Origin of the sequence: Paenibacillus sp. OV219, assembly GCF_900110075.1 — a bacterium.
Classification (GTDB): domain Bacteria; phylum Bacillota; class Bacilli; order Paenibacillales; family Paenibacillaceae; genus Paenibacillus_Z.
Window position 1 is genome coordinate 269,825 of record NZ_FOCJ01000006.1, and the last position, 14,244, is coordinate 284,068.

Annotated in this window: 14 protein-coding genes; 10 read left to right on the forward strand and 4 right to left on the reverse strand. The window is 50.1% G+C overall.

The window, feature by feature from the left end; genetic code table 11:
* Nucleotides 1-23 precede the first annotated feature (23 nt).
* From trmL to BMY11_RS17000, 3 genes are all read left to right on the forward strand, one after another.
* A complete protein-coding gene (gene trmL / locus BMY11_RS16990) occupies nucleotides 24-488 on the forward strand; it encodes a tRNA (uridine(34)/cytosine(34)/5-carboxymethylaminomethyluridine(34)-2'-O)-methyltransferase TrmL (protein WP_090578561.1) in 465 nt (154 codons plus the stop codon).
* A 163-nt stretch (nucleotides 489-651) separates the two neighbouring features.
* Entirely contained in the window at nucleotides 652-903 is a 252-nt protein-coding gene (locus BMY11_RS16995; protein WP_090578564.1) for an AbrB/MazE/SpoVT family DNA-binding domain-containing protein, read from the forward strand.
* Between the two features lie 453 nt (nucleotides 904-1,356).
* Nucleotides 1,357-2,547, forward strand: a complete 1,191-nt coding sequence (locus BMY11_RS17000; protein ID WP_090578567.1) for an aminotransferase-like domain-containing protein — start codon at nucleotides 1,357-1,359, stop codon at nucleotides 2,545-2,547.
* 294 nt (nucleotides 2,548-2,841) lie between these two features.
* Here BMY11_RS17000 and BMY11_RS17005 read toward each other — a convergent pair whose 3' ends face one another.
* Nucleotides 2,842-3,165, reverse strand: a complete 324-nt coding sequence (locus BMY11_RS17005) for a Rieske 2Fe-2S domain-containing protein (RefSeq protein ID WP_090578570.1) — start codon at nucleotides 3,163-3,165, stop codon at nucleotides 2,842-2,844.
* 33 nt (nucleotides 3,166-3,198) lie between these two features.
* Nucleotides 3,199-3,927, reverse strand: a complete 729-nt coding sequence (locus tag BMY11_RS17010) for a DUF2161 family putative PD-(D/E)XK-type phosphodiesterase (RefSeq protein WP_090578573.1) — start codon at nucleotides 3,925-3,927, stop codon at nucleotides 3,199-3,201.
* Nucleotides 3,928-4,448: 521 nt separating this feature from the next.
* Between BMY11_RS17010 and BMY11_RS17015 the strand changes: the two genes are divergently transcribed.
* The 6 genes from BMY11_RS17015 to BMY11_RS17040 all read left to right on the forward strand — a co-directional run bounded on the left by BMY11_RS17015 (nucleotide 4,449) and on the right by BMY11_RS17040 (nucleotide 11,128).
* The gene (locus BMY11_RS17015; RefSeq protein WP_090578576.1) at nucleotides 4,449-6,347 is read left to right on the forward strand and encodes a PrkA family serine protein kinase; all 1,899 of its coding nucleotides are present in this window, start codon (nucleotides 4,449-4,451) and stop codon (nucleotides 6,345-6,347) included.
* Nucleotides 6,348-6,490: 143 nt separating this feature from the next.
* A complete protein-coding gene (locus BMY11_RS17020; RefSeq protein WP_090578579.1) occupies nucleotides 6,491-6,868 on the forward strand; it encodes a hypothetical protein in 378 nt (125 codons plus the stop codon).
* 227 nt (nucleotides 6,869-7,095) lie between these two features.
* Entirely contained in the window at nucleotides 7,096-8,553 is a 1,458-nt protein-coding gene (locus BMY11_RS17025) for a circularly permuted type 2 ATP-grasp protein (protein WP_090578581.1), read from the forward strand.
* Nucleotides 8,554-8,581: 28 nt separating this feature from the next.
* On the forward strand, nucleotides 8,582-9,586 hold the full coding sequence (locus BMY11_RS17030; RefSeq protein ID WP_256217577.1) for an alpha-E domain-containing protein: 1,005 nt from the start codon (nucleotides 8,582-8,584) through the stop codon (nucleotides 9,584-9,586).
* On the forward strand, nucleotides 9,583-10,470 hold the full coding sequence (locus BMY11_RS17035) for a transglutaminase family protein (RefSeq protein WP_090578587.1): 888 nt from the start codon (nucleotides 9,583-9,585) through the stop codon (nucleotides 10,468-10,470). Before BMY11_RS17030 ends, BMY11_RS17035 begins: the two co-directional genes overlap by 4 nt.
* Nucleotides 10,471-10,543: 73 nt before the next feature.
* A complete protein-coding gene (locus tag BMY11_RS17040) occupies nucleotides 10,544-11,128 on the forward strand; it encodes an NAD(P)H-dependent oxidoreductase (protein ID WP_090578590.1) in 585 nt (194 codons plus the stop codon).
* Between the two features lie 428 nt (nucleotides 11,129-11,556).
* Here BMY11_RS17040 and BMY11_RS17045 read toward each other — a convergent pair whose 3' ends face one another.
* Nucleotides 11,557-13,002: a SpoVR family protein gene (locus BMY11_RS17045; RefSeq protein WP_090578595.1), complete on the reverse strand. Its 1,446-nt coding sequence runs from the start codon at nucleotides 13,000-13,002 to the stop codon at nucleotides 11,557-11,559.
* Nucleotides 13,003-13,163: 161 nt separating this feature from the next.
* Between BMY11_RS17045 and BMY11_RS17050 the strand changes: the two genes are divergently transcribed.
* Nucleotides 13,164-13,559, forward strand: a complete 396-nt coding sequence (locus BMY11_RS17050; protein WP_090578598.1) for a hypothetical protein — start codon at nucleotides 13,164-13,166, stop codon at nucleotides 13,557-13,559.
* Here BMY11_RS17050 and BMY11_RS17055 read toward each other — a convergent pair.
* A complete protein-coding gene (locus BMY11_RS17055; protein ID WP_090578601.1) occupies nucleotides 13,556-14,149 on the reverse strand; it encodes an ankyrin repeat domain-containing protein in 594 nt (197 codons plus the stop codon). The two genes, BMY11_RS17050 and BMY11_RS17055, sit on opposite strands and share 4 nt — an antisense overlap.
* Nucleotides 14,150-14,244 lie beyond the last annotated feature (95 nt).

Sequence of the window (14,244 nt, forward strand, 5' to 3'; positions counted from 1 at the left end):
AAACTAGAAGGGGAAGGTTAACAATGGCATTCCATATCGTACTCGTCGAACCGGAAATTCCGGCTAATACAGGCAATATTGCGCGTACCTGCGCGGCAACAGGCACGATTCTCCATCTTGTAAGACCGCTAGGCTTCAATACCGATGACAAAACACTTAAACGCGCTGGTCTGGATTACTGGTATGCGGTCGAGATTCATTACCATGACTCTTTTCAGGAGTTGAGGGACCAGTACCCGGAGGGGCGGTTCTTCTGCGCAAGCACACGCAGCTCGCAAGTGTACACGAAGCACAGCTACCGGGACGGAGACTTCTTTGTTTTCGGCAAAGAGACGAAAGGGCTGCCGCAGGAAATTCTTGATGCTCATCTGGATACGTGCATTCGCGTGCCGATGACGGATAAGGTGAGATCGCTGAATTTGTCGAATTCTGCGGCGATTGTCGTGTTCGAGGCGCTGCGCCAGCTGGATTTTGCCGGTTTAGAATAGAACATTTATAAAATGTTAACTTTTAAAACATTAAATGTTGCACAATACTAAGAAATTTTAAAAAGTTGAAGGAATTACAGTTTCATTATCGAATCCTTGTAGAAAGCGAAAATTGTCATAACATGTTAGCTTTCAAAATGTAACTTACAGGAGATGTGGAATTGTGAAACCGGCTGGTGTTGTGCGTAAAGTGGATCAATTGGGTCGAATTGTTTTGCCCAAATCGCTGCGCAAAAGATATTCAATGAACGAGGGGGATCCTGTAGAGATATTAGTTCAAGGGGATCAAATTATTTTGGAGCGCTACCGTCCTCGCTGCGTGTTCTGCAATACGCTGGACGATGTGCGTGAATTTAAAGAACGTTACCTGTGTGCAGTTTGCATGACCGAGATGACTGGACTACGCCGGGTTTAAGGCGTGTCGTTCTTGTGGTAAATGGAATAAGAGCAAACAAAAAGAAGCTTCCGGCGAATGTTGAAGAACAATCGCTGAAGCTTCTTTTTTAAGCACAGAACTTACGCTGCCATCACACAGGCGAGAGCGGTCGTTCTTGCTGATGTCCATCTTACAAGCCACTAGTCTTATCGTCGTTGTAAGACGCAGTCAGCATTGCAATTATGAACAAGGCTGAAACGGTGAGGACAATGAGAAAATTAATGGTCATTCATCTTACCTCCTATACTGCATGTTTCATACTAATTATTATAACCAACGGTGTTCAAAAAGAAAACGATCTAAGTTGTGAACAAGTTGTTACAGGACCAAGCTATTTCATATACAAGGTTGTCGAACTTTGTCGTGGTTTGGAGTTGCCCCCTTCCCGCTTTGAGCGTAAAATGTTTGATAAAGGAAAGGGAGTGGACGATAGTGGAATATCGGTTCTCAAACAATGTGCAGCGGCTACAATCCTCGGCCGTTCGCGATATACTTAAGCTAACGCAAGGTAAAGAAATCATTTCGTTCGCCGGCGGACTTCCGGCGGAGGAGCTATTCCCACTTGAGGCGATTCAGGATGCGGCGGAGCGTGTGTTCCGTACAGGCAAGAACTCGCTTCAATATGGCCTTACAGAAGGCTTCCTGCCACTGCGCGAGCAGCTATGCGCCCGGATGGCACAGAAAAATATGCATGTTGCGCCTGACGAAATGATTGTTACGACTGGCTCGCAGCAAGCGATTGACCTCGTTACGCGTATTCTTATGAATCCCGGCGATGTAGTGCTCGTCGAGAACCCGACCTATCTGGCAAGCCTGCAAGTATTTAACCTTAGCGGCCTTACCGTTGTGCCTGTCGAGAGTGATAAGGATGGTATGATCATCGAGGAGGCTGAGCGTCTGATGAAACTGCATAAGCCTAAGATGGTTTATGTTGTTCCAACCTTCGGCAATCCAACAGGGAGAGTATGGAGTTTGGAACGCCGCAAAGGGCTGCTTGAACTGAGCCATCGCTTTGGCGTTGCTATTCTTGAGGATGATCCATATGGCGAAATTAAGTTCGATCCGAATGCAAATTATCCGACTCTGTTCTCCCTTGATGGCAAAGCAGGTCATGTTATTTATACAAGCACGTTCTCGAAGACAGTTGCACCGGCGCTGCGTACCGGCTGGGCGATTGGTAATCGGGAAGTAATCAGCAATATGGCAAAGGCGAAGCAGGCGGCGGATCTGCACTCCAGCACATTGGACCAGCAGACGCTGGATCAGCTGCTGCAGCATTTCCCGCTGGACGATCACATCCGTACCATTAGCAAAGCTTATGGCGAGAGGTTGCAGCAGATGCAAAGCTTGCTTAAGAAGCAGGGCTGGAGCGATGTGAAATGGGTGGAGCCGAAGGGTGGCATGTTCCTGTGGCTTGAGCTGCCGGAAGCACTTGACTCGGAAGCGCTGCTGCGTGCTGCGGTGCAGAAGAACGTGGCGTTCGTACCAGGCGCGTCGTTCTACGCGGCGGATCCACAGCGCAATAAGGCGCGTTTGAACTTCACGTATACGACTGGCGAGCGCATGGCGACGGGAATCACGCGATTCGCGGAGACGCTTAATGAGTTTCTGGCACGCTGCTAAACCCGAGAGAGCGTGAAGGGTAATAGCTGCGCTGTTGAATGTTCTTTCGATCGCTGTTGTATTCGGATTCCTTTGAACAATTTGAATAAGGTTGGAACCCGAATACGGAGGCGCAAATGATTTAGCGTTGGTTAGACCACGCAAATCATTTCGCCTAGGCGAACGCTACCGCTTCTCCAGAATCATTCAACTGCTCCACTATTACTGACATGCTCATCGTGTATTTTATAAGAACAAAAAAACCTCTAGCGACTTCATCGCGCTAGAGGTTTTCGTGTTTCACAGATCAATTGCTTAGGCCTCGACGAGAACGAACTTGCCGTCGCGGATTTCGAGTGGTGCGCATTCGAGTGTTTCGCCAGGTACGTTCGTTGATTCGCCTGTCTGTGCGTCGAAGCACCAGTAGTGAAGAGGACAGACGAGCTCGTTCAGATGAGGGCGGACGATGCCGCCTGCATGCGGGCAAATTGCCGAGATCAGGCTGTAGCGCTGCTCTTCTCCTTCTTTGCGCTTAGCCTCTACAATATAGTGAGGCTGCATATCGACTTTTACATGCGCCGGGAAAGCTGTGAAATCCTCAACACTTCCAATTACTTTCACTGCATTTGACTCGCTCATTCGTAAATTCGCTCCTTTTATAATATGTACTTATTATGGCTGTTTGGCCCCTTGTTTCTTCCGCCACGCCTCCACGATTTCTTCGTGTGCAGCAAGCGCTGCAATCCCCTCGGGCTTAAGCCCGTATAAGCCGCGCTCGATGCGCGTGAACCACTTGTAATAGTCATCCCGCACAATCTGTCCCGTATTCGTCACATCTGTCAGTTTCTTAATCGCGCTTGGAGACAGATGCCCGTGCTCTCTGATTGCCCATGCGACGCGGATCGCTTTCTCCTTATACGCGGTCATAAGCTTGCGTCCTGTGCTGCCCCCGATATTGTAATCGCCGGTTCGCTCACGGAATTCAGTCAGCAGCTTCGCCTGCCTAGTTCGCCGCTGCTCACGGACAGGGGGATCTCCAGGCTCGCAGAGCATCTCGAGCAACGGCTCCTTCGTCTTGAAGAAGGTGACCGTCATCAGCCCGATCCCAAGCATCCGGCATAGCTCTGCAAGATCGCCGAAGCGTTGGTTGTGCGAACCGCCCTTTTTACGATTGCGTTCTACTGCGAGAATAACGTTGCCGCCGAGTCGAAGCCGCTCAACCCCTTGCAGAAGCAGGGCGAGATTGAAAGTTTTCTTCATCTCGACCAGAATCGTTTCTTCCGTTTGCGGATGAATGGCGACGAGGTCGCAATGCATGATTTCGCCCTTCACCTCATAGCCTTGTCTTTCAAAATACGACTTGATTGGCTTGTACAGCTCAGTTTCATGTGTGATTGCCATGTACGCGAACGCCCCTTTCCTTGCCTGCGGTAGCGAGGCGCCACTTTCGCGCAAGACGTAAGTCTTTGGAGATTATAACATATTCCTGTCCGCTCCTTCAGCCTCATTTTTGGGCTTACAACGGATGTAATAACTTTATTGTGTCGGGTTAGAGCGGCATTCGTCGTTTCCTGCTGTATTCGACATTTTTCATGCTGGTGCGCTGAGTCACAAACAGGGAGGTATTTCCCAGTGTTTGCAATCGCCTAGCTGAGGTGAATAAGCTATCTGTGCAACCAGATGAGTTGTCAATCCATCGGGGAGAGGCGCGGAAATTGACGGAATCTTGTTTAAAAAATAGGGCAACTTCCCTTAAGAAAGCGCATAGGAATGTAATACTTCAATAAAAAATGCCGGGCAGCTTTAGATGGCTGGATGGTCAACGACCCGCATTCGACGTCTTGTAATTGAGCACCGGATGAACTGCGTATATGCTAACGAAGTGAGTTTTGCCTCTAGCAAAACTTATAGGAGGTTACGGCATGGATATTTTGAAACGAATATCGGCGTACAAGGCGGAAAGTGAGAAGCTAACTTGGAATGGTTCATTCAAGGACTATCTCGAGCTGCTAAGGCAAGATCCTACTCCAGCCATGACTGCGCATGCTCGTGTCTACGAAATGATTGAGTCATTCGGGGTGGTAGAGGAAGGCAGCGGTACGAAGAAATACAAGTTTTTTGAGCAGGAGATATTTGGGCTCGATCGTGCTGTAGAAAAGCTGGTTGAGGAGTACTTCCACTCATCGGCACGCCGACTTGATGTCCGCAAACGGATTTTGCTCCTGATGGGTCCAGTCAGTGGGGGTAAATCAACCATCGTTACGATGCTCAAGCGTGGGCTCGAACAGTTCTCGCGAACAGAGCGAGGCTCTGTCTATGCGATTAAAGGCTGCCCGATGCATGAAGAACCGCTTCATCTCATCCCACATGAGCTGCGCGCGGAAGCGGAGCGCGAGCTCGGTGTCCGGATTGAGGGTAGTCTGTGCCCTTCCTGCCAGATGCGCGTAAGAACTGAATACGGCGGTGAGATTGAAAATGTTCAGGTTGAGCGCGTAGTTATCTCAGAGGAGAGCCGAATTGGTATCGGAACATTCAGTCCGTCAGATCCGAAGTCTCAGGACATCGCGGATTTGACTGGCAGCATCGACTTCTCGACGATTACCGAGTTCGGTTCGGAATCGGATCCCCGTGCCTACCGTTTCGACGGTGAGCTGAATAAAGCGAACCGCGGTCTGATGGAGTTTCAAGAGATGTTGAAATGTGATGAGAAGTTCCTCTGGAATTTGCTCTCGCTTACCCAGGAAGGCAACTTCAAGGCCGGCAGGTTCGCCTTGATTTCAGCTGATGAGCTCATCGTGGCGCATACGAACGAAACCGAGTATAAGTCGTTCATCGCCAATAAGAAGAACGAAGCGCTGCAGTCCCGGATGATCGTCATGCCGATTCCGTATAACCTCAAGGTGTCGGAGGAAGAGAAAATCTATAAGAAGCTGATCGGGCAAAGTGATATGAAGCATATTCATATTGCGCCGCATGCACTCCGTTCGGCAGCGATCTTCTCGATTCTGACGCGTCTGAAAGAAACGAAGAAGCAAGGTATGGACCTCGTCAAAAAAATGCGGATGTACGACGGTGAGGAAGTGGAAGGCTATAAAGAAGCCGACCTCAAAGAAATGCAGTCGGAGTATATTGAAGAGGGTATGTCTGGAATTGATCCGCGGTATGTCATCAACCGGATTTCCAGTGCTCTCATTAAGCAGGATTTGCAATGTATCAACGCCCTTGATGTGCTTCGTGCGCTGAAGGAAGGGCTTGATCAGCACCCTTCGATTACGAAGGAAGAGCGCGAGCGGTACTTAAACTTCATCTCAACGGCAAGAAAAGAATACGACGGACTCGCCAAGAAAGAGATTCAGAAGGCGTTCGTCTACTCCTTCGAAGAGTCTGCTAGAACGCTGTTCGAGAACTATCTCGACAACATTGAGTCCTACTGCAACTGGTCGAAGATCAAAGATCCGCTGACCGGCGAAGAGATGGATCCAGATGAGCGGCTTATGAGATCCATCGAGGAACAAATCGGCGTCTCTGAGAATGCGAAGAAGGCGTTCCGTGAAGAAATTCTGATTCGCATCTCCTCCTATTCGCGCAAAGGCAAGAAGTTTGATTATTTCAGCCACGAACGACTGCGCGAAGCGATTGAGAAGAAGCTGTTTACCGATCTGAAGGATATCGTCAAAATTACCACCTCGACGAAGACGCCGGACGAGAAGCAGCTCAAACGGATTAATGAAGTGACTAAACGGCTAATCGACGAGCATGGCTATTGCCCAGTTTGCTCGAATGAATTACTGCGCTACGTAGGCAGCCTGTTGAACCGGTAAGTAAAGATGCCGCAGTACGCTGTCACAAGCGTGCTGCGGCATTCCTGTGCTAAGGGATTTATGGCACATACGTAATGTTAAGCAGCAGCAATTATGATAGAATGGGAACATGAGTTCCTATTTATTATAAAGGAGTGTTGAACATGCAGCTGCTGCTTCTGAATGAATACGATCAGCCGGTATGGCTCGGGCTGGATGAGATTTGCATGATCACTGCGTCGCCGAAAGGACCCGTATTTATTGCCAAAGACGGGACAAGCTGTCGATATCCACTCACGATGGAACAGCTCGTAGCGGCTCTTTGCAATTACGGATATGAGCGAATCGACCGGAATGTGATTGGCAATATAGCGGCAGCTACAAGCTATGACCCGACCAACCGGAAGCTGGCATTCCAGCAAGATGACTCTGATACAGAAGAGCTGTTGTATGCGACTGTCTCCACGACGAACATTTCCAAAGTAAAGCATCTAATTGTTCGTGAAGATGATTGTTGGAAAAGCGCCTATCTCGCTGCTTGAGCATAGTATGGATTAATGGCAGATGGGCGTCAGATCGGACATGTGATTATTGTAAAGGGCAGAAGGATCATCGATTATCGCCTATTATACATGTCATGTAAGTTGACACCAATGTTCGGATTTGATATCATTTAAGCTAATAACAGGTAATTATTCGTTTGAAGCTTGGACAATTTCGGACAAAATATGACATGAGGTTGACACTGAAGGTGTTGGAGGCGGTAACGATGTCGATGGCGATGAAATCCGGGTTTAATCAGTACGATTCGCAATCATTCTACGACGAAATGTTTGATCACGAGTCAAAGGTGCGAGACCATTATGAAGGTGTTCATCGAACGTTTGCCCGTATGAAGCCGCCTGAGCTTGCAGCGCGCCACACGAAGATCCAGCAGCGTATGTTGGAAGAAGGAATTACGTTCACGTTATATGCCCAAAATCAAAATGAACCGCTTGAGCGGACCATTCCATTCGACTATATTCCTCGCATCATCCCGCGGCACGAGTGGGAAGGAATCGAACGGGGCATGAAGCAGCGAGTACTGGCGCTTAACGCCTTCATCCGTGACATCTATCATGAACAGCGGATTGTGAAGGATGGTATTATTCCAAGGCAAATGATCATCAGCAACAAGTACTTTCGCCCGGAGATGGCCGGGCTTCATGTGCCGCAGAACGTCTATATGACCACTTCTGGCATAGATTTAATAAGAGACGAGATGGGCCGGTACTACGTGCTTGAGGACAATCTTCGCACCCCGTCTGGATTCTCGTACTTGTACAAAGGAAGAAGCCTCATGAGTGAGCTTTTCTCCGACTTGTACTTATCGTGTGCGGTATCGGACATCGAACGAAGCCTCAATGTTTTCCTCGGTTCGCTGCGCAGCTTGGCGCCTTCAGGGAAGCGGGATCCGCTCATTGTGCTGCTTACGCCAGGCGCGTACAACTCCGCTTATTTCGAACATGCTTTCCTCGCACAGCAGATGGGCATCCATCTTGTTGAAGGACGTGACCTCGTGTACAAGGATCACAAAATCTATTTGCGCGATCTTCGTGGTTTGCGGCAAGTAGATGTCATCTACAGGCGGCTTGACGATGATTACTTGGACCCGCTCGCTTTTCAAGCGGATTCGTTGCTAGGTGTTCCGGGGCTCATGAACGCATACAGGGCGGGCAATGTTGCGATTGCGAATGCGCCGGGAACGGGAGTTGCAGACGACAAGGCCGTCTATGCGTATGTGCCGGATATGGTTCGGTATTACCTTGGCGAAGAGCCGATTCTGAACAATGTGCCGACCTATATTTTGTCGCGCAAGGAAGACAGGGAATACGCGCTTGAGAATTTGAATCAGCTCGTCGTTAAAGAGACGTCGCTATCCGGCGGCTATGGAATGCTGATTGGACCAGCGGCAAGCGCGAAGGAAATCGGCGCTTTCGCCGATGCGATTCAGCGTGAACCGAGCCGCTACATCGCTCAGACGACGATGAATCTCTCGCGTGCACCGGTCATGCTTGGCGGCGCGATGCAGCCGCGGCATATTGATTTACGCGTGTTCGTGCTGATGGGGACGCAGACGCATGTCATCCCTGGCGGGCTTACACGTGTCGCGCTGCAGGAAGGCTCGCTTGTCGTCAACTCCTCACAAGGCGGAGGCGTGAAGGACACCTGGGTGCTGAGTCGCTAATGTCGGAAAGTATGAAGCGGAGGGATCTATGATGCTGAATCGTAATGCAGAGGCGCTGTTCTGGATCGGGAGGTACATGGAACGAGCGGAGAACCATGCCCGGCTAATAGATATACATTATCATTTGCAAGCCGATGATATGTCAGTTATTCCAAGAGGTGAGCCTGGCGAGAAGGCGCAGACCCTCTGCAAATGGGGACGCATCGTGGATGCGCTCGGAAGTCGTGATGCCTATGAGCTACAATATGACACTTATACAGAGCAAGATGTGATCCATTACATCACGCTTGATCGTGACAATAGTAATTCACTTGTTACGTGCGTCAACTATGCGCGCGACAATGTGCGGACGATGCGTGAGAAGCTGCCAAGCGAGCTGTGGGATGTGACGAATGGGTTCTACCTATGGCTGCGCGAGAAGCAGGACGGCGACTTTACAAAGGAATCGCCGCATCAGTTTTTTGGCCGGATAAAAGAGTGGACAGCACTGTTCTATGGGGTTACGCAGTCGGTCATGCCTCGTGAGAATGAGTGGCATTTCATTGAGTGCGGTCGTTATTTGGAGCGGACGGAGAATACGCTGCGCATCTTGCAGTCTGCGATTATGTCTCGGACGATGATCTATCCGGATGTGGAAGGAAGTAATGACCTCTATCCGTTCCTTCAAGCGGTGCTTCGTTCCGTGAGTGGATACCAGCCTTTCCGCCGCTATTATGCCGATGCGCTCTCTCCTGAGGCGATCATGGAATTCCTGATCTTAAGCGAGGTGTTTCCGCGCTCGGTTCATTACTCGCTGGATGCGCTCGATGAGCATCTGCGCGGCATTCAGCTGCAGGAGAAGCAGCTGCGCGTCGCTCATGACCGGATTATCCGCCAAGTCATGAAGCTGAAGGCGGAGCTCGCTTGCCTCGAACGGGATGATTTGCACATCCAGACCGAAGGTCAAGTGACGGGTGAATTGCTGCAGGCGGCAGGACAACTTGGCGCGTCATTCGCTTCTACCTTTTTTCGAATGGGGGAGGTCAGCGCATGAAGCTGTTCATAACGCATACGACACAATATTCGTACGGAGATCCGGTGATGGACAGTGTCAATGAGCTACGGCTGACGCCATTCACAAACGAGCAGCAATCCTGCTACCAGCATTCAATCTCAGTGGAGCCGAATTCTCCGCTCTTCAGTTACTATGATTATTTTGGCAATCGGGTCCATGTGTTCTCGGTGAATAATTCGCATAAAAGCCTCAAGATTCAGACGCAAATGACCGTGGTGACCAAAGAGGCAATCAAGCCGGAGCAGGGCGAAGAGGCGATGATCCCTCAGGAGGCATGGGGGTATTTAGCTTCTGATGGGGCGGTCAACCAGTTTGCGGAGTATTTGCTCCCGACCGAATATACCGGCATTACGCCTGAGGTGGCTGCTTTTGCGGAAACGCCAGTGGAAGGCGGTACGAATGAGTTGGAGCGGCTAGGCGTGTTTGTTTGGTTGTCCTGCGTCTCGAATCGCATCCGCAATGAATTCGTGTACGATCCGGAAGCGACGAACGTGCACACGATTGCAAGTGATATGCTTCACAGGCGGCGCGGCGTATGCCAGGACTTTGCACATCTCATGATTGCAACATGTCGGGCCAAAGGAGTGCCAGCACGCTATGTGAGCGGGTATCATTTTGTCGGAGATTTGCAAGGTGGCAGTGCTGACTTTGAACAGGCTTCGCATGCATGGGTAGAAGCTTATGTTCCAGGGCTCGGATGGTGTGGGTTCGATCCGACCAATGACGTGCTAGTCGGCGAGCGGTATGTGAAGCTTGGGCATGGACGTGATTACAAGGATATTGTGCCGGTCAAAGGCGTCTATCGCGGAACGAGCGAAGCGCTGTTGAACGTCGCAGTTGATGTGAAACGAATAAATGAATAAAACGAGGCGGCCAAGGGTAATATGAACTGATTTCAAAAAAACAGATTCAGAGACTCTTGGAGGTTTGCCGCCAATGAAACATCTTGTCGTTATTGCTCATCCGAATTCAGAAAGCTTCAATCATGCGATTGCGAAGCGGTTTACTAGCGCGCTGCAAGAGAAAGGGCACGAGGTAACCATCCGCGATCTCTATGGGATCGGATTCGAAGCCGTATTGAGTATGAAGGACTTTGGAGCGTTGCGCGCAGGTGATATTCCGTCAGATGTTCGTGCAGAGCAGCAGCTTATTACCAATGCCGATGTTCTGACGTGGATTTATCCGATCTGGTGGACAGGCTTGCCAGCGATTCTCAAAGGCTACGTTGATCGCGTCTTCGCGTACGGCTATGCGTACGAGTACGGTGATGACGGTAATATTGAGAAGCTGCTGACCGGTAAGAAAGGCTTCATCATCAATACGCATGGAACACCAACCGATATTTACGAGTCAATCGGTATGTTAGGTGCGCTTCAGAAGACGTCGGATACCGGCATCTTCGAGTTCTGCGGGATCGAAACAGCGGGCCATCTGTTCTTCGGCGGCGTGCCACAGGTAGACGATGCTGCGCGGGAAGCGATGCTGAAGCGGGTTGAGGATGAGGTAGGGCGTTTGTTTTAGCGAAGCTAGAGGGGATGCCCGCGGTATCTCGAATCCGGCCATTTGCTGAAGTGAGAGTGCCCAATTAGCACTCTCAGCAGCGAAATTGCCGATTTTCAAGCGTGAGAGAGCATATATGATCTCTCAGCATCGAAAGGAGCTCGAATCCGGCCATTTGCTGAAGTGAGAGTGCCCAATTAGCATGCTCAGCAGCGAAATTGCCGATTTTCAATCGCGAGAGAGCGTATATGATCTCTCAGTATTGAAAGGAGCTCGAATCCGGCCATTTGCTGAAGTGAGAGTGCCCAATTAGCACTCTCAGCAGCGAAATTGCCGATTTTCAATCGCGAGAGAGCATATATGATCTCTCAGCTCCAAACAAGAAGATCGCATCCCCCGGAGCCATCACCATGGCTGGCTCCCGGAGGATGCGATCTTTTCTTTTACCCTTATATAAACTTCCGGCTCGTCTTCTTGCCGTCACAGCTGAACACGATGCGTTTGTCCTCGACGATTGTTTCCAGGTGGACCGACTTGCCCCACAGCTGAACGACATGCGGGAGTGTGCGCTCCACATATTTCAGATCAAGCTCGACGCCCTCGTAATTGTGGAACAGGAACATCTCGCCGACGCGGTTGAAATCGCCGTCTATGACGACGATGCTCGGGAATCCGCCGTTGACACGTGAGAACACGAGCTGTTGGCGCACGGATTCCCATGCTTTCTCAGTAATTTTCCACTCAGCGCCTTTCTTCTCGAAGATATAGAGGTCGAGGTCGTCGACGAGCTTCTTCGTTAAATAATTGCGCAGGAATGAGATGTCGGAGTCGAACTCGCGCACCTCGAATATTTTCTCACGGCCCATGCCGGGCTTTCGTCCTTGGCGTTCCTGTTCTTCGCGAGTTGGATGATCCCAGCGGCGCTCGATATCCTCGAATATCTTCAACCCGAGATAGTAGGGGTTCAGTGAGTGTCTTGATGGCTGTACGACCGCCGAATTGAGCTTCGCGAACTCGATCGTTTCCTCGCTCGTTAGGTCGAGCTCCCTGAGGATACGCTGATGCCAGTAGGAAGCCCAGCCTTCGTTCATAATCTTCGTCTCGATCTGCGGCCAGAAGTAGAGCATCTCATCACGCAGCATGGACATGATGTCGCGCTGCCAATCCTGTAAATTCGGCGAATACTCCTCGATGAACCAGATGAGATCCTTCTCAGGCTGCGGCGGGAACTTCTTCGCGTCGGAGCCGCTCTTGGCTGCGCTGCTCGCTTGTTCCTTCTCCTCTTGGTCGAGATTCCATAGATCGTCGTATTGCGAAATGCGCGGCGACTTAATTAATTGGTTTTCCTTATTCAGCAGCTCAATATACTGTGTTTTGTCCAGCTTATATGGCCGGATTATCGTCGAATCGACGTGCTCCTGAATCGCCAGAACAGCATCTATGAACTTCTCGACCTCATCGGTGCCGTATTCCATCTCATATTGGCTGACCCGCTCAGCAGTAGCCGACATGCTCTCGACCATATTCCGGTTCGTAGCGCTAAATCGCGCATTGTTCTTGAAGAAGTCGCAGTGAGCAAGCACGTGAGCGACGATCAGTTTGTTCTGGATGAGGGAATTCCCGTCTAGCAGAAAGGCGTAGCAAGGATTCGAGTTGATAACAAGCTCATAAATTTTGCTAAGGCCAAAATCATACTGCATCTTCATCTTATTGAAAGTTTTCCCAAATGACCAATGGCTGAACCTCGTTGGCATGCCGTAAGCGCCGAATGTATAGATGATATCGGCAGGGCATATTTCATACCGCATCGGGTAGAAATCGAGGCCGAATCCTTGAGCAATCTCCGTTATCTCATCAATAGCTCGTTCGAGCGCTTTGACCTCATCCTGGTGCAAATTCGTTTCCCCCTTGTCGTGCAATTGTGCTTCATAGCTATATGTATGGGGACGAAAGTGGCGATATGTGCTTTTTTTGGGTAAGGGAAATGGTAGATGAATTTTTAACCAAGCCGTGATATGATTAGTTCAATAGAACTAGTAGATGTGGGGGTTGAGCTATGTCCAGAGAGCTATCTGTCGCCCACTGCCCAGGCTGTGGTAACGTATTTCAGAAAAATTTGCGCAATCTGTGTTCGGGCTGTTCAGCAGCGGAGGATGCGGTGCTGAATGCACTTGAACAAACACTCAGACGCAGCCGCCACCTGACGAACGAGCAGCTCTCCGAAGCCACCTCGATTGATGTTTCCCGAATTCGTTCGCTGATTCGCCGCGGAAAGTTGAAGCTGTACGATTATCCGAACTTGGCCGATGCATGTGACCTGTGCGAATCGCCTGTCCGTCAAGGCAAGCTATGTACGAAGTGCATGAGCCGACTCAAAGGAGATATTGCCAAAGATTTGGAGCAGAAGGGCCAGAAGAAAGAGCATGTGTTCTTATCAAAGTTTAGACGCTAGAGATGGGCTCCAGCCTGCTCCAACAATGCCGCGATCTCGTTGAACCGTCTGCGCTTCGCATGCCGGAGAGGGGTAACGCCTTCCTTATCGGGGATATTCACATCCGCGCCATGCTCGATAAGCAGCTTCGCGACTTCGATATGATTCTGGCTGTTATTCCCGAGGACGATGACTTCCATGAGCGCCATCCAGCCGAGATTGTTAATATGATTGACGTTAATATCGCTATTGGTCAGCAGTTCGCGTACGACATCGACATAGCCGTGCTCCGAGGCTGGGATGAGCGCAACGCCGCCGTAACGATTCCTAATCCGCGTGTTCGCACCAGCAGCGAGCAGAAGCTTGACGATTTCTAAGTGACCTTGAGCGCCAGCATACAAGAATGGGTTATCCAGAATATGATCCTGTTTGTGAATGTCAGCGCCAGCATCGATCAATATTTTGGCGATAGTCGGATTGTTCGCGTGGGTAGCCGCAAGCAGCGGTGTACGACCGCGCTCATCCGTAGCGTTAATATCAGCACGAGTATCAATTAATGCTTGAACGGCATCAGCATCGCGGCGAGCAACCGCTTGGAATAGATTGTTCATAATGGATTACAGCCTCCTTGTATGGATAAACCTGGATTCCATTATACGATGCTCTCTACAATTGGAACAATAGGCTGCAGAAATAGGCGGAGCCG

Coding starts and splice junctions, on each gene's coding strand:
- BMY11_RS17005 (WP_090578570.1), bottom strand. CDS start 3,165: ATGAGCGAGTCAAATGCAGTGAAAGTAATTGGAAGTGTTGAGGATTTC.
- trmL (WP_090578561.1), top strand. CDS start 24: ATGGCATTCCATATCGTACTCGTCGAACCGGAAATTCCGGCTAATACA.
- BMY11_RS17025 (WP_090578581.1), top strand. CDS start 7,096: ATGTCGATGGCGATGAAATCCGGGTTTAATCAGTACGATTCGCAATCA.
- BMY11_RS17040 (WP_090578590.1), top strand. CDS start 10,544: ATGAAACATCTTGTCGTTATTGCTCATCCGAATTCAGAAAGCTTCAAT.
- BMY11_RS17010 (WP_090578573.1), bottom strand. CDS start 3,927: ATGGCAATCACACATGAAACTGAGCTGTACAAGCCAATCAAGTCGTAT.
- BMY11_RS17035 (WP_090578587.1), top strand. CDS start 9,583: ATGAAGCTGTTCATAACGCATACGACACAATATTCGTACGGAGATCCG.
- BMY11_RS17030 (WP_256217577.1), top strand. CDS start 8,582: ATGATGCTGAATCGTAATGCAGAGGCGCTGTTCTGGATCGGGAGGTAC.
- BMY11_RS17055 (WP_090578601.1), bottom strand. CDS start 14,149: ATGAACAATCTATTCCAAGCGGTTGCTCGCCGCGATGCTGATGCCGTT.
- BMY11_RS17015 (WP_090578576.1), top strand. CDS start 4,449: ATGGATATTTTGAAACGAATATCGGCGTACAAGGCGGAAAGTGAGAAG.
- BMY11_RS17020 (WP_090578579.1), top strand. CDS start 6,491: ATGCAGCTGCTGCTTCTGAATGAATACGATCAGCCGGTATGGCTCGGG.
- BMY11_RS17050 (WP_090578598.1), top strand. CDS start 13,164: ATGTCCAGAGAGCTATCTGTCGCCCACTGCCCAGGCTGTGGTAACGTA.